The organism is Salinibacterium sp. ZJ70 (assembly GCF_011751865.2).
In the GTDB taxonomy this organism is placed as follows: Bacteria; Actinomycetota; Actinomycetes; order Actinomycetales; family Microbacteriaceae; genus Homoserinibacter.
Genome location: NZ_CP061770.1, coordinates 1,683,644 through 1,705,068, shown reverse-complemented (window position 1 = coordinate 1,705,068; position 21,425 = coordinate 1,683,644). Strand labels below are relative to the sequence as shown.

Here is a 21,425-nt window from a genome sequence, read left to right as displayed (position 1 = left end):
ACGTCATGAAGGACATCACTCCCACCAACGGACGCGGCTTCCTCGAGTACGCGCCGGCACCCGAATCCACCTCGGTGCTGCACCTCAAGGACAGCTACGGCCTGTTCGTCGACGGCGAGTTCCGTGACGGCTCCGGCAGTTCGTTCCACAGCATCTCGCCCGCCACCGAGAAGACGATCGCCGAGTTCGCGATCGCATCCGAGACAGACATCGATGAGGCCGTCGCTGCGGCCCGTCGTGCGCACACCAAGGTCTGGTCGAAGATGTCGGGCTCGGACCGCGGCAAGTACCTCTTCCGCATCGCACGCCTCGTGCAGGAACGGGCGCGCGAGCTCGCGGTCGCCGAGTCGCTCGACAACGGCAAGCCCATCAAGGAGAGCCGCGACGTGGATGTGCCGCTCGTCGCCGCATGGTTCTTCTACTACGCAGGCTGGGCCGACAAGCTCGACTACGCGGGTCTCGGCGCGAACCCGCGCTCCCTCGGCGTGGCCGCACAGGTCATTCCGTGGAACTTCCCGCTTCTCATGCTCGCGTGGAAGATCGCCCCCGCACTCGCAGCGGGCAACACGGTCGTGCTGAAGCCCGCCGAGACGACTCCGCTCACCGCGATGCTGTTCGCCGAGATCCTGCAGCAGGCCGACCTGCCCGCCGGTGTCGTCAACATCGTGACGGGCGCCGGTGCCACGGGTGCTGCGCTCATGCGGCACCCGGATGTCGACAAGCTCGCCTTCACGGGCTCCACGGCGGTGGGCCGCGAGATCGCGAAGGCGGCCGCGGGCACCCACAAGAAGGTGACGCTCGAGCTCGGCGGCAAAGCGGCCAACATCGTCTTCGACGACGCCCCCATCGACCAGGCGGTCGAGGGCATCGTCAACGGCATCTTCTTCAATCAGGGTCACGTGTGCTGCGCGGGCAGCCGTCTCCTCGTGCAGGAGTCGATCCACGACGAGGTGGTGGAGCGCCTCAAGAACCGCCTCTCGACGCTGCGCCTTGGCGATCCGCTCGACAAGAACACCGATGTCGGCGCGATCAACTCGCGCGCGCAGCTCGACCGCATCCGTCACCTCACCGACATCGGCGAGCAGGAGGGTGCTGAGCGCTGGAGCGCGCCGTGCGAGATCCCCGAGAACGGGTTCTGGTTCGCGCCCACGATCTTCACCGGCGTGACGACCTCGTCGACGATCGCCCGCGAGGAGATCTTCGGACCGGTGCTCTCGGTGCTGACCTTCCGCACGCCCGCCGAGGCCATCGCGAAGGCCAACAACACGCCCTACGGGCTCTCTGCCGGCATCTGGAGCGACAAGGGATCGAAGATCCTCGCCGTCGCCGACAAGCTGCGCGCGGGCGTCATCTGGGCCAACACGTTCAACCGCTTCGACCCCGCGAGCCCCTTCGGCGGCTACAAGGAGTCCGGCTACGGTCGCGAGGGAGGCCGCCAGGGTCTCGCCGCGTACCTGCGCCCCGCGGCCGTCGACACCAAGGGAGCAGCCAAGTGAGCCGTCTCAGCATCCCCAAGACCTACAAGCTCTACATCGGCGGCAAGTTCCCGCGCAGCGAGTCGGGCCGCACCTACGAGGTGCTCTCGGCCGATGGCGCGTTCCTCGCCAACGCGTCGCTCGCGAGCCGCAAGGATGCGCGTGACGCTGTCGTCGCGGCCCGTGCAGCGGTCTCCGGATGGGCAGGCGCGACCGCGTACAACCGGGGCCAGGTGCTCTACCGCATCGCCGAGGTTCTCGAGGGCCGTCGCGCGCAGTTCGCGGAGGAGATCGCGGCGTCCGAGGGTGTCTCGGCCGCCGTCGCGGGGCGCCAGGTGGACGACGCGATCGACATGTGGGTCTGGTACGCCGGATGGGCCGATAAGTACGCCCAGGTCGCGGGCTCGGGCAACCCCGTCGCTGGGCCCTACTTCAACCTCTCGGTGCCGGAGCCGACCGGCGTCGTCGCGATCATCGCTCCGCAGGGCGAGGCCAGCCTCCTCGGCCTCGTGGCTGCCGTGGCACCGGCGCTCGTCGCCGGGAACGCTGTGGTCGTGGTCGCCGATGAGGCGCACCCGCTCTCCGCGATCAGCCTCGCGGAGGTGCTCGCGACGAGCGACGTGCCCGGGGGAGTGGTGAATGTGCTCACCGGCTCGCCCGCGGAGATCGCTCCGTGGCTAGCCTCGCACGCCGACGTCAACGCGATCGATCTGCTGGGCGCCGGAGCGCTCGACTGGGTCGACCTCGAGATCGCCGCCGCTGAGACGCTCATGCGCGTGCTGCGCCCTGAGCCGGGCGTGCCGCCGCGCAGTCTCGACCGCATTCTCGCGTTCACCGAGACGAAGACGGTGTGGCACACGAAGTCCCTCATCTGACATGGCGATCGACCGCCGTGGCCGGCTGGAATCGGATCCGTTCGACTCGCACGTGACGTCGTCGGGTGCGATCCTCATCCGCCGCGGCGGTCGCGTCGTCACCACGGTGCGCGGCCCGGCCGCGGTGCGCCTCGCAGCTCAGCTGGAGCGTGCTGACGAGCGACAGGCCCAGTTGCTGCTGGCGAAGGCCACGGGGCACTACCGACACTGAGCCGGCCGACGCCCCGATCCGCCGCATAACGGATCGGTAACGCTTGTGTTACAGTCGGGTCACTTCGCGATGAGGCGGAGAACCCGACGGAAGTAGAGCATTCGTGCAGATGGTGACGCATCCGGTGCGGCGCGCATTCGCCGCCGCCACTGCGACGCTCTCCCTCGTCACCGTGCTCCTCCTCGTTCCCGACGCGGTGAGCGTCTACGCAACCAACATGATCGGCGCGCTCCGAGCTCCCGGCGAGCCCGCCTTCATCGCCGCGCACCGAGGAGACAGTGCGCGTGCGCCCGAGAACACGCTCCCCGCCTTCGACTCCGCGTTCCGCTCGAACCTCGAGTTCGTGGAGGCCGATGTGCAGCTCACGCTCGACCGGCACGCGGTCATCCTCCACGACGAGACCGTGGAGCGCACGACGAACGGCACGGGCGCTGTCGCCGATCTCACGCTCGAGCAGATCCGTGCCCTCGACGCCGGGTCCTGGTATGACGCCGCCTTCGCGGGAACGACGGTGCCGACCCTCGAGGAGTTCCTCGATGCGCTCTCCGCATCCGACAAGAAGGCGCTCCTCGAACTCAAAGGCCACTGGGTGGCCGACGACATCGAGCGCATCACGATCGACGTGTACGCCCGCGGGGTGCAGGACCGCGTCGTCTTCGCGAGCTTCAACCTCACGACGATCGCCTACCTCGCCGAGGCGGCCCCCGCGTTCCCGCGCGTCATCATCAAGCGCGACCTGCCGAGCGACCCCGTGGGCCTCACGACCTACTACGGGGCGATCGCGATCCTCACGACCCCCAACTCGCTGCAGAACGACCCCGACGTCGTCGACCGCATGCACGAGGCGGGGCTCGGCGTGCTCGTCTACACCCTCAACAGCACGCACCGCTGGGAGGAGGCGCGGCAGTTCGGGGTCGACGGCATCATCACCGACAAGCCCACGAAGCTCGGGGGCTGGATCAGCGAGGCCGTCGCAGCGTCGTGAGCTCCGATGCTCAGAGCCGGCTGATGAGCGCGTCGAAGAACGCGATCGAGGAGCGATACGTGGAGGTGCGGATGCGCTCGTCGATCCCGTGGATCGACTGCAGCTCGTCCTGACGCAGATCGAATGGCAGGAAGCGGTACACGTTGGCGGAGATCGTGGCGAAGTGCCGCGAATCGCTCGCCTGCAGCATGACGTACGGCGCGACGGACGCGTGTGGGAACGCATCGACGATGCTCGCCGAGATCGCCTCCCAAGCGGGCCCTGACGCGGGCGACACGGGAGCGGGGTCATTCCCTTCGAGCACGCGGGTCTCGACCGTCTCGTCGTCGATCACCGCGCGGATGTCGGCGAGCGCCGACTCGACGGTCTCACCCGGCAGGATGCGCACGTTGAGCGTCGCGGTCGCCGTCTCGGGCACGACGTTCCGGCTCGAGGATCCGCGCAGCTGCGTGACCGCGCGCGTGGTGCGCGTCATCGCCGCCAGCTGAGGGCTCTTCTTCGCAAGCACGGAGGCGAGGAGCCCGGGGAACCGTCGTGCGTTGCGCAGAGCCCAGCCCTGGGCGCCTCCCAATCGCCGCCCGAGGGCTTCGAGCAGCTCGATGGTCGGCTCGATGAGGTGCGGCTTCTGGGGCTGGTTCTCGAGGCGCAGAATGGCGCGCGCGAGCACCGCGGTCGAGCCTCCGGGCAGCGGGATCGCGGCGTGCCCGCCGCTCTGCTGCACCCGCAGCTCGAGGTTCATCACGCCCTTCTCGGTGAGGCCGACGACAGCGGTCGGGCCGAGGCCCGGCAGGATGCCATCCATGACGGCACCCCCCTCGTCGAGCACGAGCCACGGTTCGATGCCGCGCTCGCGCAGCACCTCGACGATCGCCGCGGCGCCCGTGCCGCCCGCCTCCTCGTCGTGGCCGAAGGCGAGGTACACGTCGTGCTGGGGCGCGAAGCCTGCTTCGAGGTGCGCCTCGACAGCCTCGAGCGTCGCCACGAGCGCCGCCTTGTCGTCCAGCGCGCCGCGCGCCCAGATGGTCTCCTCGGCGCCGTCGCCCGTGACGGTCGCCGCGAACGGCGGATGCGTCCAGCGGTCGGGATCGTCGACAGTCACGACATCCTGGTGCGCCATGAGCACCGCGGGCTGGCCCTCCTCGCGTCCCTTCCAGCGGTAGAGCAGGCTGCGGCCGGCGATCACCTCGCGCTCGAGGGTCGCGTGAACGCGCGGGAAGAGCCGTTCGAGGTCGGCGTGGAACGCGGCGAACACCTCCTCGAGGCCGGACGCCCCCTCATGCGAGTAGGTGGGGTGAGTCAGGAGCGTGCGGAAGCGATCGATCGCCGGGTCGGTCATGCTCCGATCCTAGGGAGGGCGGAGGCTCAGGGACGCGCCGATACGCTGGGGAGGTGAACAGCGCACGTCCCGCCGAACGTTACGGCGACACCGGATTCCGTCGCATGGTGCTCGCACCCGGCCTGCTGGCGGCGATCGTGCTGCTCGTCGGCATCGCCCTCATCGGCCAGGAACTGTACATGTACGTGTCGTGGGTGACGGCGGTGCTCGCCCTCATCTGCCTCACGTTCGTGATCCAGGCCAAGCAGTGGTGGTGGGCGCCCCTGTTCGCGGCGATCGCCATCGCCTGGAACCCGATCGTCCAGTTCGACTTCGACGGAGTCGGCTGGCTCTGGGCGCACTACGCCGCAGTCGCCGTGTTCATCGCCGCCGGCATCCTCGTGAAGACGCCTGTCCCCGCGGACGAGCCGCGCCGCTGAGTCGTCACCCGGCCGTCGGGGCGTTGCGCGGGGCTCACGCTCCGCCCCGCATCGTGACATTGCCTCAGGGCGCGCGTGCGCTAGACTGATGGTGCTCACCGCCCCACCGGCCAAGCTGGGATCAGGGGATCACCGGGAGCGATCTGCACCGAGAATCCGGTCCGCGAGTCAGCGGCGGACCACCGAACATGCGACGCGCAGCGTCGTGATGGGGCACAGCCCTCGAGGAGAACGATGGCCACATCCGGCCAGAAGTCCCGTTCCGGCACCAAGTCGGCGGGCAGCCGATCCGCACAGCAGCGCCGTCGTGCCCACCAGGACGAGACGGGCATCATCCCGGTTCTCGCCCGCGTCGTGCGCGGCATCGAGAGTGCCGCAGAGCGCGGCAAGGTCAATCCCGCGAACCGCATGCGCTATCGCGTCGTCGCCGTGCTCGCGCGCGAGGAGCGCGCGCGCATCAAGGCCGACACGCAGCTGAGCGAGACGGAGCGTTCGAAGGAGCTCACGCGCCTCGACGGCATCGCGACGATCATGGCCAAGACGGCCGCGCGCGACTCCTCCCTCATCCAGCTGCTCACCGACACCGCACCGCTCAGCACGGCTGCCCAGGAGGTGCGCCGCGCGATCCTCATCGAGGCGGGAACCCCGCTCGCGCCCGAGGACCTCGTGGTCGTCAGCGAGCCGGAGCTGAAGCCTGTCGCCGAAGAGCGCAAGGTCATCCCGCAGTCGGTGCGCCAGTACCAGATGTCGAATCCGTTCCTGCCCCCGGACTTCGACGCCTATGCGCAGAAGAAGCCCGTCGAGCGCTCGGGTCACCTCGACAACTGGGAGCTCATCGAGCCGCTGTTCCGCGCGTTCGAGGTGGGGGCCGGCGGCGGAGCCGCGACCATGGAGCTGCCCGAGACGGCGTCGCTCGCCACGCCCGGCGGCATCGAGCTCATGCGCCACCAGGCGCGGTTCGTCGAGTCGGCACGGCACGGCCACCGCACCTACCTTCTCGCGGACGAGCCCGGTCTCGGAAAGACGGCGCAGGCGCTGCTCGCGGCTGATGTCGCGCATGCCTACCCGCTGCTCGTCGTCGTGCCGAACGTCGTCAAGGTCAACTGGGCGCGCGAGGTCGAGAAGTGGACTCCCAAGCGCAGCGTCACCGTCGTCCACGGCGACGGCGATGACGTCGACGCGTTCGCCGAGATCGTCGTCGTCAACTACGAGATCCTCGACCGCCACGTGGAGTGGCTGAAGATGCGCGGATTCCGCGGCATGATCGTCGATGAAGCGCACTTCATCAAGAACAAGGACTCGCAGCGCTCCCGTCACGTGCAGGCGCTCTCCGAGTCGATCCGCCAGCACAATCCCGATCCGCTGCTCATCGCACTCACGGGAACTCCTCTCATCAACCAGATCGAGGACTTCCGCATGATCTGGCAGTTCCTCGGCTGGATCGACGAGAAGAAGCCGCTGCCTGGTCTCATGAAGGCGCTCGAGGACACGGAGCTCACCCCGGTCGACCCGGGATTCTTCGCCGCCGCGCGTCGTGCCGTCGTCGACATGGGCATCGTGCGCCGCAAGAAGGTCGACGTCGCGGCCGATATCCCTGCGCGCCGCATCGCGGACATCCCCGTCGAACTCGACGGCGAGGCAGGTCGCTCCATCCGCGACGCGGAGCGTGCGCTTGTGGCGCGCCTGCTCGAGCGCTACCGCCGACTGCGCTCGACGCGCCCCGACTCGGCCGACGAGGACCTCATCCGCCTCGTCGCGGCTGCCGAGTTCGAGGAGTCGAAGCAGTCGTCGTCGGCGGGAGACAACGTCTTCACCATGGTGCGGCGCATCGGTCAGGCCAAGGCTGTGCCGGCTGCGGACTACACCGTCAACCTCGCCCGCAACGTCGGCAAGGTCGTGTTCTTCGCCAAGCACATCGACGTCATGGACGCTGCCGAAGCCCACTTCGCGAAGGCGGGTCTGCGCACCATCTCGATCCGCGGCGACCAGACGTCGAAGGTGCGCCAGGCAGAGATCGACGCGTTCCAGAACGATCCGGATGTCGCGGTCGCGGTGTGCTCGCTCACCGCAGCCGGCGTCGGCGTGAACCTGCAGGCGGCGTCGAACGTCGTGCTCGCGGAGCTCAGCTGGACCAACGCCGAGCAGACGCAGGCGATCGACCGCGTGCACCGCATCGGTCAGGAGCTGCCGGTCACCGCGTGGCGGATCATCGCCGCTCAGACGATCGACGGTCGCATCGCCGAGCTCATCGACTCCAAGGCGGGCCTGGCGGCTCGTGCGCTCGACGGCGACAACGTCGAGGCGGCTGAGGGTTCGGTGCAGCTGGAAGCGCTCGTCACGATTCTCACGGACGCGGTCGCGGGACTGTAGCGGAGAACGCGTGGTCTGGTGTGAGCCCCGTTGTGGGGGGAGCGTTCCCAGAACGCCCCGCCTATCGTGGTGCTCACACTAGTTGGGGGACTAGTAGGCGGCGGTGATTCTGTCAGAGTCGCGATTCCGATACCGGGGGTACGTGGAATCGTGGGACAGCATCACCGCCGCCCGCATTTAACGACGCGCTCAACTCTCACGCGAGACTTCACGTCTTGCGGACGCCTCGATTCTGAGTATCTTCGACTGCAACCGATGGGGCGCGGCCCGGGATGCAGGCGGAGAGATCCGAGTCAGACCAGTCGCAGCCGCAGCGGGGGACGGGCTCACCGGACGGTGCCGACGAGCGTCAGCAGCGTCGACGAGCAGGTCCGGGGATGACGGAGCAACGGCTCCATCAACGGACCAGAACCCCTGCGGCCAACGCCGACGCGAGAGCTCGCGCGGGGGGCGGCCTCACCGACACAGAAGGGCCCCGGAGTAGCTGCCCGGGGTCCTTCGTCGTGTCAGGTCGCGCGCGCCCGCAAGGCAGCATCGAGGCTCGCGGTGAGCACGCCGTCGATGGAGCGCTCGACCCCGTCGACGGCACGGATCGGCACCGCGCCCCGGACGCTGGAGACGAGCCAGGCGGCGTCAGCTGCCGCGAGATCCTCCGGTGTGAGCAGCTCGTAGCCCGTGGTGAATCCGGACTGCTCAGCCCACGCGAACAGGTCGGCCTGCGTCGTGCCCGCGAGGATGCCGAGCTCGACGCTCGGCGTCACGAAGTGCGTGCCCCGGAGCAGCAGAAGGCTGGATGACGCCCCCTCGAGCAGAAAGCCGTCACTCGATACGAACACCGCATCATCGGCACCCCGTCGGACGGCCTCGCGTTGCGCAGCGCGATGCACAGCGGCGCTGAGCGTCTTCGCGCCCGTCAGCAGCCACGGCGACGTCACCGAGACATCGTGACGGTATCCGCGATCCAGCAACGCGATCCGCACGCCATCCGCGCGCACGCGAGCGGCATCCGGGGCAGGGGAGCCATAGACCCACCCCGTGGGGACGCGGCTGCCTTCGACGCCCCTGCTGAGCACGAGCTTGAGCGAGCCTGTCAGGACGCCGCCGCGCGTGAGCGCATCGGCGACGGCAAGAACAGCGGCTCGCCAGATGTCGGACGACCCAGTGGCGAGATCGAGCGCGTGGGCCGACTGTGCGAGACGCTCGAGGTGAGCGTCGAGTGCGTGCACGCTCCCCTCGACGAGCATGGCCGTCTCGAAGACGCCATCGCCGCGCGTGGCGGCGAGGTCGGTGACGCGCAGGTGCGGGATGTCGGGGTCGGCCATCCGATGCCCGGAAGCCACGGCGTGCTCTTCGTCGAACTCGATGAGCGCGAGCGCCCGCATCAGGCGGTCCGGCGGCTCGTGGGCTCGGCGTCGAGCATCGCCCACACCGTCGTGCTGAGATCCGGATAGGCGAGCGCGATCTGGCGCAGCATCCGGTAGTCGACCTCGGCAGAGGGGCGCCGGTCGTTGTCGGCATGGATGAGCTCGGCGCGCAACGTCAGCACCACGAGCTCATCGACCGACGGAAGCTCCTGCATGAACTCCCACGGATCCTCGCCCGCATGGAGGCGTTCGAAGACGACAGTGCTGAGCTCCTCCGTCGCCTCAGCGCGCAGCACCTCGACGCTCGCCTGGCGGCGGACCCCATGCTCCTCGTGCGCGTTCATTGTTCGAGCCTACGGCGCGCACGTGCCGGTCGCCGACTCCGCCTACGATCGAATCGTGCCCGACAGTCCGCTCTCCTCATCGCCGTACGAGATCCTGGGTGTTCCCGCGACCGCGAGCGAGGACGAGCTGCGACGCGCGTACCGTCGACGCCTGCGGGAGACGCACCCCGACGCAGGCGGGGTCGCGGCGGAGTTCCATGCCGTGCAGCGAGCGTGGGAGCTCATCGGCACCCCCACGGCACGCGCCGCCTATGACGCGAACGGTGCGCGCGGTGCGGAGGCCATGTCGTCCGCTGCGTACGCTCCGCGCACTGAGCGTGCGTCGACCGGGACGCGTCCCCAGGCGCGATCGAGCGGCCACCCCGGCGGCTGGTATCGCGAGCGGTACCTCGACGAAGTGCGCGAATGGGCGGGGCGCGGAGTCACCCTCCCCAATCCCTACGATCCCGCCGTCGTGCGCTCCGCTCCCCAGCACATCAAGCATCTGCTCGCGAACGCGATCGCCGAGGAGGAGTCGGCGCGCGCCCTGTCGACACTCGGCATCGGCTACACCGTGTGGCATGACGTCGGCACGGTCGCGGGCAAGCTCGACCACATCGTGCTCGGCCAGAGCGGACTGTGGGCGGTCCTGAGCGAGGACTGGGGCGGTGAGGTGAAGATCAAGGGGTCCGAGCTCATCGGGCCGGCCGTCGGGGGAGCGAAGCCCGTCGCAGAGCTCTCGGCGCGTGCGCGCGCGTTCGGGCGGGCGGCACGCGTCAAGTTCTCCGCGATCGCCGTCGTCGTCCCCGAGTCGGATGCCCCGGGAGTCGTCGACCTCGGCACCGTGCGTGGTGCCCGCGCTCTGCTGATCCCGCGACCTCAGCTCGCGCACGTGATCCGTGAGGGGGTGCCGGGCGTAGGAACAGGCGGCACGGACCTCTTCGAGCTGCGCACCCGGATCCAGGGCGCGGTCCGCTTCATCTGAGGCGCTGTATCCGAGCGGGCATCGGCCCGGCCGCACCACCTGGGTCGATGCTCAGGTGCGGTGCAGCGGCGCACCGAATTCGGTGCGGTTGTCAGGCATGAGCTCGCGCATGTGCTCCGCGTCCTGCGGGAAGGCACGGGCGGTCGAAGGCGCGGTCCCGAGCGGGCCCGAGTCGTTCGGCATCGCGATCGGCTGGGGTCCTGTGGTCGGCGCGGGAGCCTCGGTTCGGGGCGGGGCGCTCGGCATGCTCACGCCGAGAGAGGCGAGGTAGGCCGCGTTCGCGTCGCCGGCTGAGGACATCCCGTTGCCGGGGGAGGGCTGCGACACCGTGGGCGCCGTCGCCGAGTGCGCCGTCGTGGGGTGAGGCGCGTCGGGGGCCGACGCGGGGGTCGGCGCGGACGGTGCCGCAGCGATTGCGGGCGCTCCCCCGAGAAGTGCGGGGAGGGCGAGCACGGTGGGCGCGGGGGTGAAGCCCGGGATCACGGACGGAGTCGCCTCGAGCGCTCCGCGCGGTGCCATCGGCGCAGGGGCGGATGCGTACGCCGAAGGAGGCTGAGCGTTCTGATACGCGGCTGCGGCGGGGCTGCCAGCGTCAGGCTGCGGCGCCACAGGGGGCAGCACGGTGGGCGTGACCGCCGCGGGCCCGCTCGCGATGGGCGTGCTCGGGATCGGCGCCGATGCAGTGATCTGCGCCTCGCGAGCTGCGGCCTGGGCTTCGCGCGCCGCCGCCTGAGCTGCGTGCTGCGCGAGCAGCTCCGGCGGTACCGGCGGGGCCCCGCTCATGGTCTGATCGGCGCTGGGGCTCTGCACCGCAGCAGCCTGCGGTGCAGGTGCCGAGAGGTAACCGGGCGTCGCCGGGGCACTTGGCGCCTCATGGCGTGGTGCGGAGGGCTGATGCTGCTGCGGCACCTCGGGAGGCGTCATCGGCTGCGGCGCGATCGGCTGCTGGGCGGCGTGCTGTGCGTAGTGGGCCGGAGCGGCGGGCACCTGCGGCGCGATCGGCTGCTGCGCGACCGGCTGCTGCATGGCGGGCTGCTGGGCGGCGTGCTGAGGTTCAGCGTGCTGAGGTGCAGCGTGCTGCGGCGCGATCGGCTGCTGGGCGACCGGCTGAGGTGCGACGGGCTGAGGTGCAAAGGGCTGCTGGGCGACCGGCTGCTGGGCGACCGGCTGCTGGGCGACCGGCTGCTGCGCGACGGGCTGCGGTGCGACGGGCTGCGGTGCGACCTGCTGAGGCGCGACCGGCTGCGGTGCGACCTGCTGAGGCGCGACCGGCTGAGGCGCGACCGGCTGAGGTGCGACGGGCTGCTGCTGCACGACTGGCTGCTGGGTGACCGGCTGAGGCGCGAGGTGCTGCTCTGCCACAGGCTGCTGGGCGACCGGCTGAGGCGCGGCTGCCTGCACGGGCTCGGCGACGGGAGACGACGGGACCACAGGGTGCTGCATCGACGCGAACTGCGGCGGCGGCGGCGGGATGGGGGTCGTGTACGGCGTCCAGGCACGACCGTCCCACCAGCGCTGCATTCCTGCATTGCTGGGATCCGGATACCATGCCGCACGAGGCGCCATGGATGTCGTGTCAGACACGTTCATCCCCCACAGTCTGTGATATGTCTCGAGCCTATGCGCTGAGTGCGCCGCGGCTCATCCCCCCAGTTCGGGTGAGTCCAGACGCCGGACTCGGATCAGAATTTGGGCAGGTGCCACTTGCGGCCCTGCTCGTCGACCTTGTCGGGCGTGGGGCCTGCTGCTGCGGCTGCCTCGGCAGCGGCCTTCGCCTTCGCGGCGGCGGCCCGTGCTGCTGCGACCGAGACGGGCCGACTCTCCTCGACCGGGGCCAGGCTCGGGGCCCCACCTGCTGTGGCAGCCGGAGCGCCCGCGGTGCCTGCAGCCGCCGCCGCGGCGGCCTTCTTCGCAGCGAAGGCGGCGCGGGCCTGGGCGACCGAAGTGAATGTCTCGGCAGGCTCCGCGGCGACAGGAGGCTCCACGGCGGGCGCCGACGGGGCGGCAGTCGGCAGATCGAACGGCACACCCTCGGGGAGCGTCGGAAGAGTGCTGGGGCCCGCCGAGCGAGCGGCGGCGGCGGCGGACTTCTGCGCCTGGGCGGCTTGGAAGGCTGCGCGGGCCGCGTCGAGCGAGATCCCCTCGCCCGCAGCGTCGGCGTCGGCGATCGCAGGAGGTGCCTCGCTGGGTGGCGGCGCGGCGGCGATGCCGGCGGTGCCCGCCGAAGGCGCGGGTGCCGACGCCAGCGCGGCGAGAAGCTGCGCTTCGGTTGGGTTGGCATCCGCGGGAACCGGCGGGATCACGGGCGGGAGCGGAGCGGGGGAGGCCTGATCGACCGGCGCGGGTGACGCGGTCGGCGGGGCCTCGGGGATGTACGCGGTCGCCGGGTCGGGCATCGGGAGGCTCGACGGCACCTGAGTCGGACGCGGGCGCGTGTGCGACGTCCAGCCCAGACCGTCCCACCACCGGAGAGATTCGGGGTCAGTCGGGTCTGGGTACCAAGCGGCGACCGGAACAGCAGCGCTGAGTGTCACGGAGTCCCTCCCCATCGAGTCGTGGTGTGAAGTCTAGGGATCTTCGAGGTTGCTGCGCACGGCCCCATTACGGGAGGCCCGCAGAGTGGGGTAGACAGCGGCGGGGACGTTCATCGCAGCGTGTAGCTGAGCGCGCCCTGGTCGCTGTCGACGCTGACGATGACGGATCGGACGCTTCCATCCGGAAGCGTCGCGTCGCACGCATGGGTCGACCCGACGCCGCGCTCCTCGATGAGGGCGGGGCAGACGACCGAGGTCGCGGCGCCGCTTCCGACCAGCCCGTCGCCCACCTCCTGCTGCACGCGCTCTGCGAACTCGACGGAGGCGCCGACGCCCAAGCTCCACAGCACGCCTGCGCCCGCGCCGATGGCTGCGAAGAGCCCCAGGCAGATGAGGGCCGGCGTCCACGTCCGCATCCGGACGCCCCGGGCGACCAGATAGGCGAGAGGGCCGAGCAGGGACCACAGCCAGCTCACCGGGCGGCGGCCTGCAGAACGCAGGGCGCGAGAGTCGAGGACGGCCCACAGTACGCACAGCACGAAGGCCACGAGAAAGGCGGTTGCTCCGATCGCGGATCGGCCCGATACCCAGAGCCACGCCGCAACGACACCGGCCGCGAGGAACACGAGCGGGCTGAAGCTCAGCAGCGTGCTCGAGGATGTCGTGGGATCGGAGATCGAGGCCGACGACGGTGCGGGTCCGTGGTCAGCGGATGCGGAGACAGCGTCAACGGGGGCGGCGAGCGTCGCGGCACCCGACTCCGGTTTCGGCCGATGATTGTCGGTCCAGGCGATCCCATTCCACCACCGCACGCTCGCGGTATCAGACGGGTCTTCGTACCATCCGGCGGCGACGATCCGCGGAGACTCACTCATCCGTGCTCTCCTCGCTGTCCGTTCGGGGGTGCAGGTGCTCGTCGGGTCAGCGCTCGAGGCTGAGGACTCCCCAGTCATCGATGCGCCAGTCGATCCAGCCGTTCTGACGCACGAGCGTCACGACGACGCGCGCGTCGCCGTTGACGCGGTCCGGGAAGACGGCGTCGCACGTCATCGATCCGCCGATGAGGAGCGGCGGGACCTCGGGGCAGGTCGCCTGGACCTTTCCGCCCAGCGCGGCAGCGTCGTCGATGATCGACTTCTCGGCTTCGTCGGAGAAGATGCCAGGCGCCAGCGCCAGGACGATGCCGGGCACCATCAGCGCGGACGCGATGAGGACGATCGCGAAGCCCGACCAGGTCATGAACGGACGCAGTCCGCGGCCGGTCTCTCGGACCACGTTCGACATGCGGGCGATGAGGTACACGGGGGCACCGAGGAACGCCCAGTCCCAGTTCGCTGTGCGCGTGTGGCCCATGCGCTTGAGCATCGCCTGGTCGATCGCCGCAAGGATGACGCTCGCGAGGTAGGAGCCGCCGAGGATGAGGCCCGCGAAGAGCGAGGAGTCATCGCCGGCATTGCCGGCGAGCAGGAACATCATCGCGAGAACGAGCATGATGACCGGCATCACGGCGATGATCCAGACGGGGCCCGTGTTGATCGAGAGGCCGTTCTCGGCAAGGACCGCGCGACGGGTGAGCGGCTGCGCCGTCTCCACGTCGACGGGAGGCGTGTAGGTGTAGTTGCCGAACGACGACGGCGAGAAGTTGCTGGCCGCGAAGGCAGGGAGCGATCCGGCGCTCGGCTCGGCGCCACCCGACGGTGTCGCGAAGGCCATCGCCGGCTCGAAGCCGAACGTCGGGGCGGGTTCTGCGGCCGCCGGCTGCGCGATCGGCACACCGAGGAGGTCGTCGTAGCTCGTGTCGAGCAGGAAGGGGGCGCTCGTGGGGGCGTCGGCGATGGGGTTCTCCTGCGCGTAGCGCAGCCCGGGCGAGACCTCCTCGTCCGAGCGCAGCTCGGCGACAGGAGCCTCGAGGGAGAGCATCGGGTCCGCCTCTGCGTGCGGGGAGTCACTCGTGGGCGGGACGACGGCGTCATCCACCAGCTGGTCGACGCGGGTCTCGGGCGCGATGTCGTCGTCCGCGTAGGCGAGCTTCGCTGACGCGACGGTCTCGTGCGCGACCATCGGCTGGCGAGCGTCGGAGGTGTGCTCGGTCCATGCGTGGTTGTCCCACCAGCGCAGCTGCGGCAACCCGAGGGGGTCTGGGTACCAGCCCGCGGGCACAACGCCTTCTTCGTCCGCCATGGAGTACCTTCCTCGCTGCGTCCTCGCGTTATGCTTCGGGCTCTCGACCCGCAGAACGACCTGTCCCGTCCAGCATGATAGGGGGGCGCACGGGTCCGCCGATAGATGACGCGGCACCCCCAAGCCTGGGGACACGGCGCGTGCGGCAGACTCGACAGGTGCCGTCTCTCGATCTCGTCTCTTCGCTCCCTCGACCCTGGGACGCGGACGAATTCGTCGGCGCGTTCGACGACTGGGCACGGTCTCGCGGGCTCCCGCTGTACCCCGCACAGGAGGAAGCGGTCCTCGAGATCGCGCTCGAGAAGCATCTCGTTCTCAGCACCCCGACCGGCACCGGGAAGTCGCTCGTCGCGATCGCGGCGCACGCGATGGCGCTCGCTCAGGGGCGGCGCTCGTACTACACGGCGCCCATCAAAGCCCTCGTCAGCGAGAAGTTCTTCGACCTCGTGCAGGTGTTCGGCGCGGAGAACGTCGGCATGGTCACGGGCGACTCGAGCGTCAATCCTGACGCTCCGATCGTGTGCTGCACGGCCGAGATCCTCGCCAACATCGCCCTCCGCAACGGCGCGGATGCAGAGGTCGACTCGGTCGTCATGGACGAGTTCCACTTCTACGCGGACTCCGACCGCGGCTGGGCGTGGCAGGTGCCGCTGCTCGAGCTGACGCGCGCGCGTTTCGTGCTGATGTCGGCGACGCTCGGCGATGTGACGGCGATCGCATCCGACCTCGAACGTCGCACCGGGCGCGAGGTCGCACAGGTCACAGGCGTCGCGAGACCTGTGCCCCTCCACTACCGCTACGCCGTCGTCCCGGCGCAGGAGCTCGTGGAGGAGCTGCTCGCGGACGGCCTCGCGCCGGTGTACATCGTGCACTTCTCCCAGGCGGCCGCCGCCGAACGCGCGCAGGCGCTCTCGAGCGTGAGGGTCGCGAGCCGCGAGCAGCGGGACGCGATCGCCGCCGCGATCGGCGGCTTCCGCTTCTCGACCGGATTCGGCACGACGCTCAGTCGACTGGTGCGCTCGGGCATCGGCGTGCACCACGCCGGCATGCTCCCGCGCTATCGCCGACTCGTCGAACAGCTCGCCCAACAGGGGCTCCTGCGCGTCGTCTGCGGCACCGACACACTCGGGGTGGGCATCAACGTGCCCATCCGCACCGTGCTCCTCACAGGGCTCACCAAGTTCGACGGCACCCGGATGCGCCACCTGAGCGCGCGCGAGTTCCATCAGGTAGCTGGCCGCGCCGGCCGTGCGGGGTTCGATACCGCGGGGGAGGTGGTCGCGCTCGCTCCGGAGCACGAGATCGAGAACCTGAAGGCAGCGGCCAAGGCGGGAAGCGATCCGAAGGCGCAGCGGAAGGTCGTGAAGAAGAAGGCGCCGACCGGCTTCGTGAACTGGGGCCCGGCGAGCTTCGAGCGGCTGATCGTCGCGGAACCCGAGCCGCTCACGAGCTCGATGCGCTTCACCGCCTCGATGATGCTGCAGATCCTCAGCCGACCAGGGGCCGACGCGCCCGCGTCCGATCCGGGGAGTGCCTTCCAGGCCGTGCGCGCCCTCGTCACCGACAACCACGCTTCGGCTGCTCAGCGCGCGGCGCTCGCTCGCCGCGCCATCGCGGTCTACCGCACTCTGCGAACGGCGGGGGTCGTGGAGCAGCACGGCGGCGGGTTCGCGGGCGATGCGCGCGTCACCCTCACCGTCGAGCTCCAGCACGACTTCGCGCTCAACCAGCCGCTCTCGCCGTTCGCTCTCGCCGCCCTCGAGCTGCTCGACCGCGACGACCCGAGCTACGCGCTCGACGCGATCAGCGTCATCGAAGCGACCCTCGACGATCCGCGGCCGATCCTCTCCCAGCAGCAGTACCGCGCACGCGGTGAGGCGGTCGCCGCGATGAAATCCGAAGGCCTCGAGTACGAGGAGCGCATGGAGCTGCTCGAGGATGTCACCTGGCCGAAGCCCCTCGACGAGCTGCTCGAGCAGGCGTACGAGACCTTCGCGTCAACCCAGCCCTGGATCCGCGATTTCGAACTGAGCCCCAAGTCGGTCGTGCGCGACATGTACGAGCGCGCGATGACCTTCACGGAGTACGTCTCGCTGTACGACCTGGGACGCAGCGAAGGGCTGGTGCTGCGCTATCTGAGCGACGCGTACCGCGCGGCGCGGCAGACGATCCCCGATGAGGCCAAGACGGAGGATCTTCGCGATCTCGTCGAATGGCTCGGCGAACTCGTTCGCCAGGTGGATTCGAGCCTCCTCGACGAGTGGTCGGCGCTCACCGACCCCGCAGCGGCCGCCGAGCAGGATGCCGTGGTGCCGCCCGCACCCAGCGACGTCACCACCAACGAGAGGGCGTTCCTCGTGCTCGTGCGCAACGAGCTGTGGCGTCGGGTGCAGCTTGCCGCGCTGCAGCGCGACGACGATCTCGTGGCGCTCGACCCCGACGCCGGGTGGCCTGAGGCCCTCGACGCCTACTACGACGAGCACGACGAGATGGGCACCGGACCGGATGCGCGCAGCACCGCGCGACTCGTCATCGCCCGGCACCTCGACCGCTGGCAGGTGCGGCAGATCATCGATGACCCCGCCGGCCACCACGACTGGGGGATCGACGCGATCGTCGATCTCGACGCCTCACGCGAGGCGGGTGTGGCGATCGTGCGCGTCGCAGGACTCAGGAGACTGTGAGGTCGCCCTCGTCGTCGGACGACGCGCGCGCCGACCGCACGACGAGAGTGAGCCATGCGATGGCCGGCACGATGCACGCGACGAGCGCGATCGATCCGCCCACCGCGAACCACCCGGTGTACGGCGTGAGCGCGGGCTCCTCACAGGAGCTCTCCGACTGCGCGCACCACTGAACGGCGGTCGTCGTGACGTCGACGACCGCGAAGCACAGCGCCGCGACGATGATCGCGCCGAGTGCCGTCCAGCCCAGAGCAGCCGTCGAGCGCACGCGGGAACTCCTTCAGCCAGTGAGGATCGACATATCGGCCTCGCCGCGAGGCTACGGGGCGAGGCTGAGAGGTGAGAGTCCCCAGTCCGGGGGTTCCCTGGGAGCTCGCCCATCGCGGTCGTTCTCGGGGATGTTCGCGCCACGCCGATCTCAAGTTGCCCGACGTGCTCGCACGTGTGAGTATTTCCCCCAGTGGACCCCCTCATTCTCGTCGTGCTGGTCATCGCGCTGGCTCTCTTCTTCGACTTCACCAACGGCTTTCATGACACAGCCAATGCGATGGCGACCCCGATCGCAACGGGTGCCCTGAAGCCGAAGACAGCCGTCGCCCTCGCCGCGGTTCTGAACCTCGTCGGTGCGTTCCTGAGCACCGAGGTCGCCAAGACGATCTCCGGCGGACTCATCCGCGAAGGCGACGGCGGTGTGCAGATCACGCCGGAGCTGATCCTCGGCGGACTCATCGGCGCCATCGTGTGGAATCTCGTCACGTGGCTGTTCGGCCTGCCGTCGTCGTCGAGTCACGCGCTCTTCGGTGGGCTCATCGGAGCAGCGATGGTCGGTTTCGGCATCGGTGCGATCGACGGTGGCGTCTTCCTCTCCAAGATCCTCATCCCCGCGCTTCTCGCGCCCATCACCGCGGGTGTCGTCGCCTTCATCGCGACGAAGATCGCGTATGCGATCGTCAAGAAGCGCGAGCGCGACGGCTTCAAGAAGGGCCAGATCTTCACCGCGAGCCTCGTCTCGCTGGCACACGGAACCAACGACGCGCAGAAGACGATGGGTGTCATCACGCTCACGCTCATCGCCGCCAACATGCAGGGCGTCGGATCCGGTCCGCAGTTCTGGGTGATCGCGGCCTGCGCGATCGCGATCGCCGCAGGAACCTATTCGGGCGGCTGGCGCATCATCCGCACCATGGGCAAGGGGATCACCGAGGTCGAGCCGGCGCAGGGCTTCGCCGCCGAGTCGGCGACGACCGCGACGATCCTCGCATCCAGTCACCTGGGCTTCGCGCTCTCCACCACGCAGGTGGCCGCCGGATCCGTCATCGGAACCGGCCTCGGTCGCAAGGGCGCCTCGGTCAAGTGGCGCACCGCGGGGCGCATCGCCCTCGGCTGGCTCATCACGATCCCCGCGGCGGGCCTCATCGGCGGCGCCTCGGCATGGGTCGCGAACCTCGGCGACGGCGGCGTCATCACCATCTTCATCATCGCGGTGCTCGCGATCGCCGGAATCTTCCTCTGGTCGCTGCGCAGCCGCGTCGACCACCGGAATCTGGACAACCCGGAGCCTGGCCAGTTCGTCCGCCCCAAGAAGACGAAGAAGAAGCAGAAAAAGAAGAAGAACCGCGGAAAGGGTCGCTCGTGATCGACTGGGGTGCATTCGTCACGGTCTTCGTCGCGACCCTCATCTCGGCGAGCGTCGCCGTGGCGCTCTTCTCGCTCGGGCTCCGCTTCGGCGGACGCGATGAGCGCTGGGGCCGGGTCGTGTCGGTGCTGCTCTTCATCGCCGTCGCGGCGCTCGTCCTCTTCGGGCTCTACATCATCGTCGGCGACCACCTCACACAGCTCCTGGGAGCGTGATCGATTCGTGTCGTCCTGACATGGTCGTGCCCTGATGTCGTCCACCTAGACTCAGTACACAGTTCATCAGAGGAGATGAGTGATGCCAGATCTACCCGATTCCGTCGCGCCCGAGCAGCTGATCGACGGTGATGAGCACAGCATGACGACGGGGCCAGACGGGTCACGAGACCTGCTGCGAGGCGCCACCGAGGTCCGCATCGAGCGAGACTCGCTCGGAGAGTTCCAGATCCCGGCCGACGTCTACTGGGGAGTGCACACGGCGCGGGCGCTCGTGAACTTCCCGATCACCCGCCGTGCGATCTCCAACTATCCGGACCTCGTGCGCGCGCTCGCTCATGTCAAGCAGGCGGCCGCCCGCGCGAACAAGGAGCTCGGCGTTCTCGACGCCGTCAAGGCCGACGCGATCGACGCGGTGTGCGAGCGGATCATCGCGGGCGAGCTGCACGACCAGTTCGTGGTCGGCGTCATCCAGGGTGGTGCGGGAACGAGCACCAACATGAACACCAATGAGGTGATCGCGAACGCGGCGCTCGAGCACCTCGGGTTCGAGAAGGGCGACTATGCGCGCCTGCACCCGATCGACGACGTCAACCGCAGCCAGTCGACCAACGACGTCTACCCGACGGCGATCAAGCTCGCGATGGTGCTCAGCACGAAGCGGCTGCTCGTCGAGCACGCCAAGCTCACCGAGAGCTTCCGAGCGAAGGGCAAGGAATTCGCCCACGTGCTCAAGGTCGGCCGTACGCAGATGCAGGACGCCGTGCCCATGACTCTCGGACAGGAGTTCACGGGCTTCGCGACGACTCTCGCGGAGGATTACGACCGGCTCTCCGAGGTGCTCCCGTGGCTCAACGAGATCAACCTCGGCGCCACCGCGATCGGCACGGGCATCACCGCCGATCCGCGCTACGCCGAGGCCGTGTGCCGCCACCTCTCGGAGGTCACCGGAATCGAGCACGTGACCTCCCCGGACCTCATCGAGGCGACATCCGACACCGGCATCTTCATGACCCTCTCGGGCACGCTCAAGCGCGCCGCTGTGAAGCTCTCGAAGATCTGCAACGACCTGCGCCTGCTCTCGAGCGGCCCTCAGGCGGGACTCGGCGAGATCTACCTGCCCGCGCGCCAGGCGGGTTCGTCGATCATGCCCGGCAAGGTCAACCCCGTCATCCCCGAAGTGGTCAACCAGGTCGCCTTCAGCGTCATCGGCGCGGATGCGACGGTCACGGCGGCGGTCGAGGGCGGGCAGCTCCAGCTCAACGCCTTCGAGCCCGTCATCGCACACTCGATCCTGCAGTCGCTCGCCTGGATGACGAACGCGTGCCGCACGCTGCGCCAGAACTGCATCGACGGCATCGTCGCCAATGAGGCGCGTCTCGCCGGCCAGGTGGCGTCGAGCGTCGGCGTCGTCACGGCTCTCACGCCGTTCATCGGCTACGCGGAGTCGGCGGCGCTTGCGCATGTCGCGCTCACGACGAACGCGTCGATCGCGGATCTCGTCGTCGGTCGCGGACTGATGTCGCAGGAGGAGGTCGATCGGGTGCTGTCGCCGGAGCGGCTCTCGGGCTTGCAACCGACGACCCAGGCGATTCCGATCATCCCGCCCGTCGCGTGACGTCGACGAGTGCCGGCAGGGAACGCCTGCCGGCACTCGTGCGTCTCAGACGAGGCGCTCGTCGTCGAGACCGACGGGGTCGGCCTGCTCCTCTTCGATGCGCTCGTCGGGGTCGATCGTCGGGGGAGGCAGCGTCTCGTCGCCCTCCTCGATGAGCGGCTCCTCGCGCTCGTCCTCAGGGTTCGGGTTGTAGTCGACGGTGTCGCGGTTCATG

20 protein-coding genes and 1 pseudogene are annotated in these 21,425 nt (G+C 69.4%); 11 read left to right on the top strand and 10 right to left on the bottom strand.

The features are described from left to right. Window positions 1-5 precede the first annotated feature (5 nt). From HCR12_RS08065 to HCR12_RS08050, 4 genes are all read left to right on the top strand, one after another. Window positions 6-1,496, top strand: a complete 1,491-nt coding sequence (locus HCR12_RS08065; RefSeq protein ID WP_166865068.1) for an aldehyde dehydrogenase family protein — start codon at window positions 6-8, stop codon at window positions 1,494-1,496. Then, a complete protein-coding gene (locus HCR12_RS08060; protein WP_166865065.1) occupies window positions 1,493-2,350 on the top strand; it encodes an aldehyde dehydrogenase family protein in 858 nt (285 codons plus the stop codon). Before HCR12_RS08065 ends, HCR12_RS08060 begins: the two co-directional genes overlap by 4 nt. Before the next feature lies 1 nt (window position 2,351). Further along, window positions 2,352-2,561 carry a hypothetical protein gene (locus HCR12_RS08055; RefSeq protein WP_166865062.1) on the top strand — a complete coding sequence of 70 codons (210 nt, stop codon included), beginning with the start codon at window positions 2,352-2,354 and terminating at the stop codon, window positions 2,559-2,561. A 109-nt stretch (window positions 2,562-2,670) separates the two neighbouring features. Next, on the top strand, window positions 2,671-3,546 hold the full coding sequence (locus HCR12_RS08050; protein WP_167051974.1) for a glycerophosphodiester phosphodiesterase: 876 nt from the start codon (window positions 2,671-2,673) through the stop codon (window positions 3,544-3,546). 10 nt (window positions 3,547-3,556) lie between these two features. Here HCR12_RS08050 and HCR12_RS08045 read toward each other — a convergent pair whose 3' ends face one another. Then, entirely contained in the window at window positions 3,557-4,882 is a 1,326-nt protein-coding gene (locus HCR12_RS08045) for a M20/M25/M40 family metallo-hydrolase (RefSeq protein ID WP_166865058.1), read from the bottom strand. A 53-nt stretch (window positions 4,883-4,935) separates the two neighbouring features. On the opposite strand from HCR12_RS08045, the gene HCR12_RS08040 reads away from it, so the two are divergent. Together HCR12_RS08040 and HCR12_RS08035 are read left to right on the top strand one after the other, a co-directional pair. Next, window positions 4,936-5,301 carry a DUF6804 family protein gene (locus HCR12_RS08040; RefSeq protein ID WP_224763341.1) on the top strand — a complete coding sequence of 122 codons (366 nt, stop codon included), beginning with the start codon at window positions 4,936-4,938 and terminating at the stop codon, window positions 5,299-5,301. Window positions 5,302-5,535: 234 nt separating this feature from the next. Continuing rightward, a complete protein-coding gene (locus HCR12_RS08035) occupies window positions 5,536-7,671 on the top strand; it encodes a DEAD/DEAH box helicase (RefSeq protein WP_166865056.1) in 2,136 nt (711 codons plus the stop codon). 506 nt (window positions 7,672-8,177) lie between these two features. Here the strand turns inward: HCR12_RS08035 and HCR12_RS08030 are convergent. Both HCR12_RS08030 and HCR12_RS08025 read right to left on the bottom strand, forming a co-directional pair. Then, complete coding sequence (locus HCR12_RS08030) at window positions 8,178-9,053, bottom strand: aminotransferase class IV (protein ID WP_166865054.1); 876 nt, start codon at window positions 9,051-9,053, stop codon at window positions 8,178-8,180. Beyond that, window positions 9,053-9,379: a tryptophan synthase subunit alpha gene (locus HCR12_RS08025; RefSeq protein ID WP_166865049.1), complete on the bottom strand. Its 327-nt coding sequence runs from the start codon at window positions 9,377-9,379 to the stop codon at window positions 9,053-9,055. The genes HCR12_RS08030 and HCR12_RS08025 overlap by 1 nt, the downstream gene beginning before the upstream one ends. A gap of 55 nt (window positions 9,380-9,434) precedes the next feature. Here HCR12_RS08025 and HCR12_RS08020 point away from each other — a divergent pair, with 55 nt between their 5' ends. Then, the gene (locus HCR12_RS08020; protein WP_166865046.1) at window positions 9,435-10,343 is read left to right on the top strand and encodes a DnaJ domain-containing protein; all 909 of its coding nucleotides are present in this window, start codon (window positions 9,435-9,437) and stop codon (window positions 10,341-10,343) included. A 51-nt stretch (window positions 10,344-10,394) separates the two neighbouring features. Here the strand turns inward: HCR12_RS08020 and HCR12_RS08015 are convergent, their stop codons facing one another. The 5 genes and pseudogenes from HCR12_RS08015 to HCR12_RS08000 all read right to left on the bottom strand — a co-directional run bounded on the left by HCR12_RS08015 (window position 10,395) and on the right by HCR12_RS08000 (window position 15,058). Further along, window positions 10,395-11,933, bottom strand: coding sequence for a DUF2510 domain-containing protein (locus tag HCR12_RS08015; RefSeq protein ID WP_166865043.1), 1,539 nt, complete (start codon window positions 11,931-11,933; stop codon window positions 10,395-10,397). 92 nt (window positions 11,934-12,025) lie between these two features. Next, window positions 12,026-12,739, bottom strand: coding sequence for a hypothetical protein (locus HCR12_RS08010; protein WP_224763742.1), 714 nt, complete (start codon window positions 12,737-12,739; stop codon window positions 12,026-12,028). 24 nt (window positions 12,740-12,763) lie between these two features. Further along, a pseudogene (locus tag HCR12_RS13815) lies at window positions 12,764-12,892 on the bottom strand (DUF2510 domain-containing protein); the annotation flags it as partial. A gap of 95 nt (window positions 12,893-12,987) precedes the next feature. Beyond that, on the bottom strand, window positions 12,988-13,752 hold the full coding sequence (locus HCR12_RS08005; RefSeq protein ID WP_166865035.1) for a DUF2510 domain-containing protein: 765 nt from the start codon (window positions 13,750-13,752) through the stop codon (window positions 12,988-12,990). A 46-nt stretch (window positions 13,753-13,798) separates the two neighbouring features. Next, window positions 13,799-15,058 carry a DUF2510 domain-containing protein gene (locus HCR12_RS08000; RefSeq protein WP_166865030.1) on the bottom strand — a complete coding sequence of 420 codons (1,260 nt, stop codon included), beginning with the start codon at window positions 15,056-15,058 and terminating at the stop codon, window positions 13,799-13,801. 158 nt (window positions 15,059-15,216) lie between these two features. Between HCR12_RS08000 and HCR12_RS07995 the strand changes: the two genes are divergently transcribed. Beyond that, on the top strand, window positions 15,217-17,742 hold the full coding sequence (locus tag HCR12_RS07995) for a DEAD/DEAH box helicase (protein WP_224763339.1): 2,526 nt from the start codon (window positions 15,217-15,219) through the stop codon (window positions 17,740-17,742). On the opposite strand, the gene HCR12_RS07990 is transcribed toward HCR12_RS07995, so the two are convergent. Then, the gene (locus tag HCR12_RS07990) at window positions 17,729-18,010 is read right to left on the bottom strand and encodes a hypothetical protein (protein ID WP_166865024.1); all 282 of its coding nucleotides are present in this window, start codon (window positions 18,008-18,010) and stop codon (window positions 17,729-17,731) included. The two genes, HCR12_RS07995 and HCR12_RS07990, sit on opposite strands and share 14 nt — an antisense overlap. A gap of 192 nt (window positions 18,011-18,202) precedes the next feature. On the opposite strand from HCR12_RS07990, the gene HCR12_RS07985 reads away from it, so the two are divergent. The 3 genes from HCR12_RS07985 (at window position 18,203) to HCR12_RS07975 (ending at window position 21,211) form a co-directional block, all read left to right on the top strand. Further along, complete coding sequence (locus HCR12_RS07985) at window positions 18,203-19,378, top strand: inorganic phosphate transporter (protein ID WP_166865020.1); 1,176 nt, start codon at window positions 18,203-18,205, stop codon at window positions 19,376-19,378. Beyond that, window positions 19,375-19,593, top strand: a complete 219-nt coding sequence (locus HCR12_RS07980; protein ID WP_166865017.1) for a hypothetical protein — start codon at window positions 19,375-19,377, stop codon at window positions 19,591-19,593. The genes HCR12_RS07985 and HCR12_RS07980 overlap by 4 nt, the downstream gene beginning before the upstream one ends. A gap of 142 nt (window positions 19,594-19,735) precedes the next feature. Then, window positions 19,736-21,211, top strand: coding sequence for an aspartate ammonia-lyase (locus HCR12_RS07975; RefSeq protein ID WP_166867260.1), 1,476 nt, complete (start codon window positions 19,736-19,738; stop codon window positions 21,209-21,211). Between the two features lie 45 nt (window positions 21,212-21,256). Here the strand turns inward: HCR12_RS07975 and HCR12_RS07970 are convergent, their stop codons facing one another. Then, window positions 21,257-21,424: a hypothetical protein gene (locus HCR12_RS07970; protein ID WP_166865013.1), complete on the bottom strand. Its 168-nt coding sequence runs from the start codon at window positions 21,422-21,424 to the stop codon at window positions 21,257-21,259. Between the last annotated feature and the right edge of the window lies 1 nt (window position 21,425).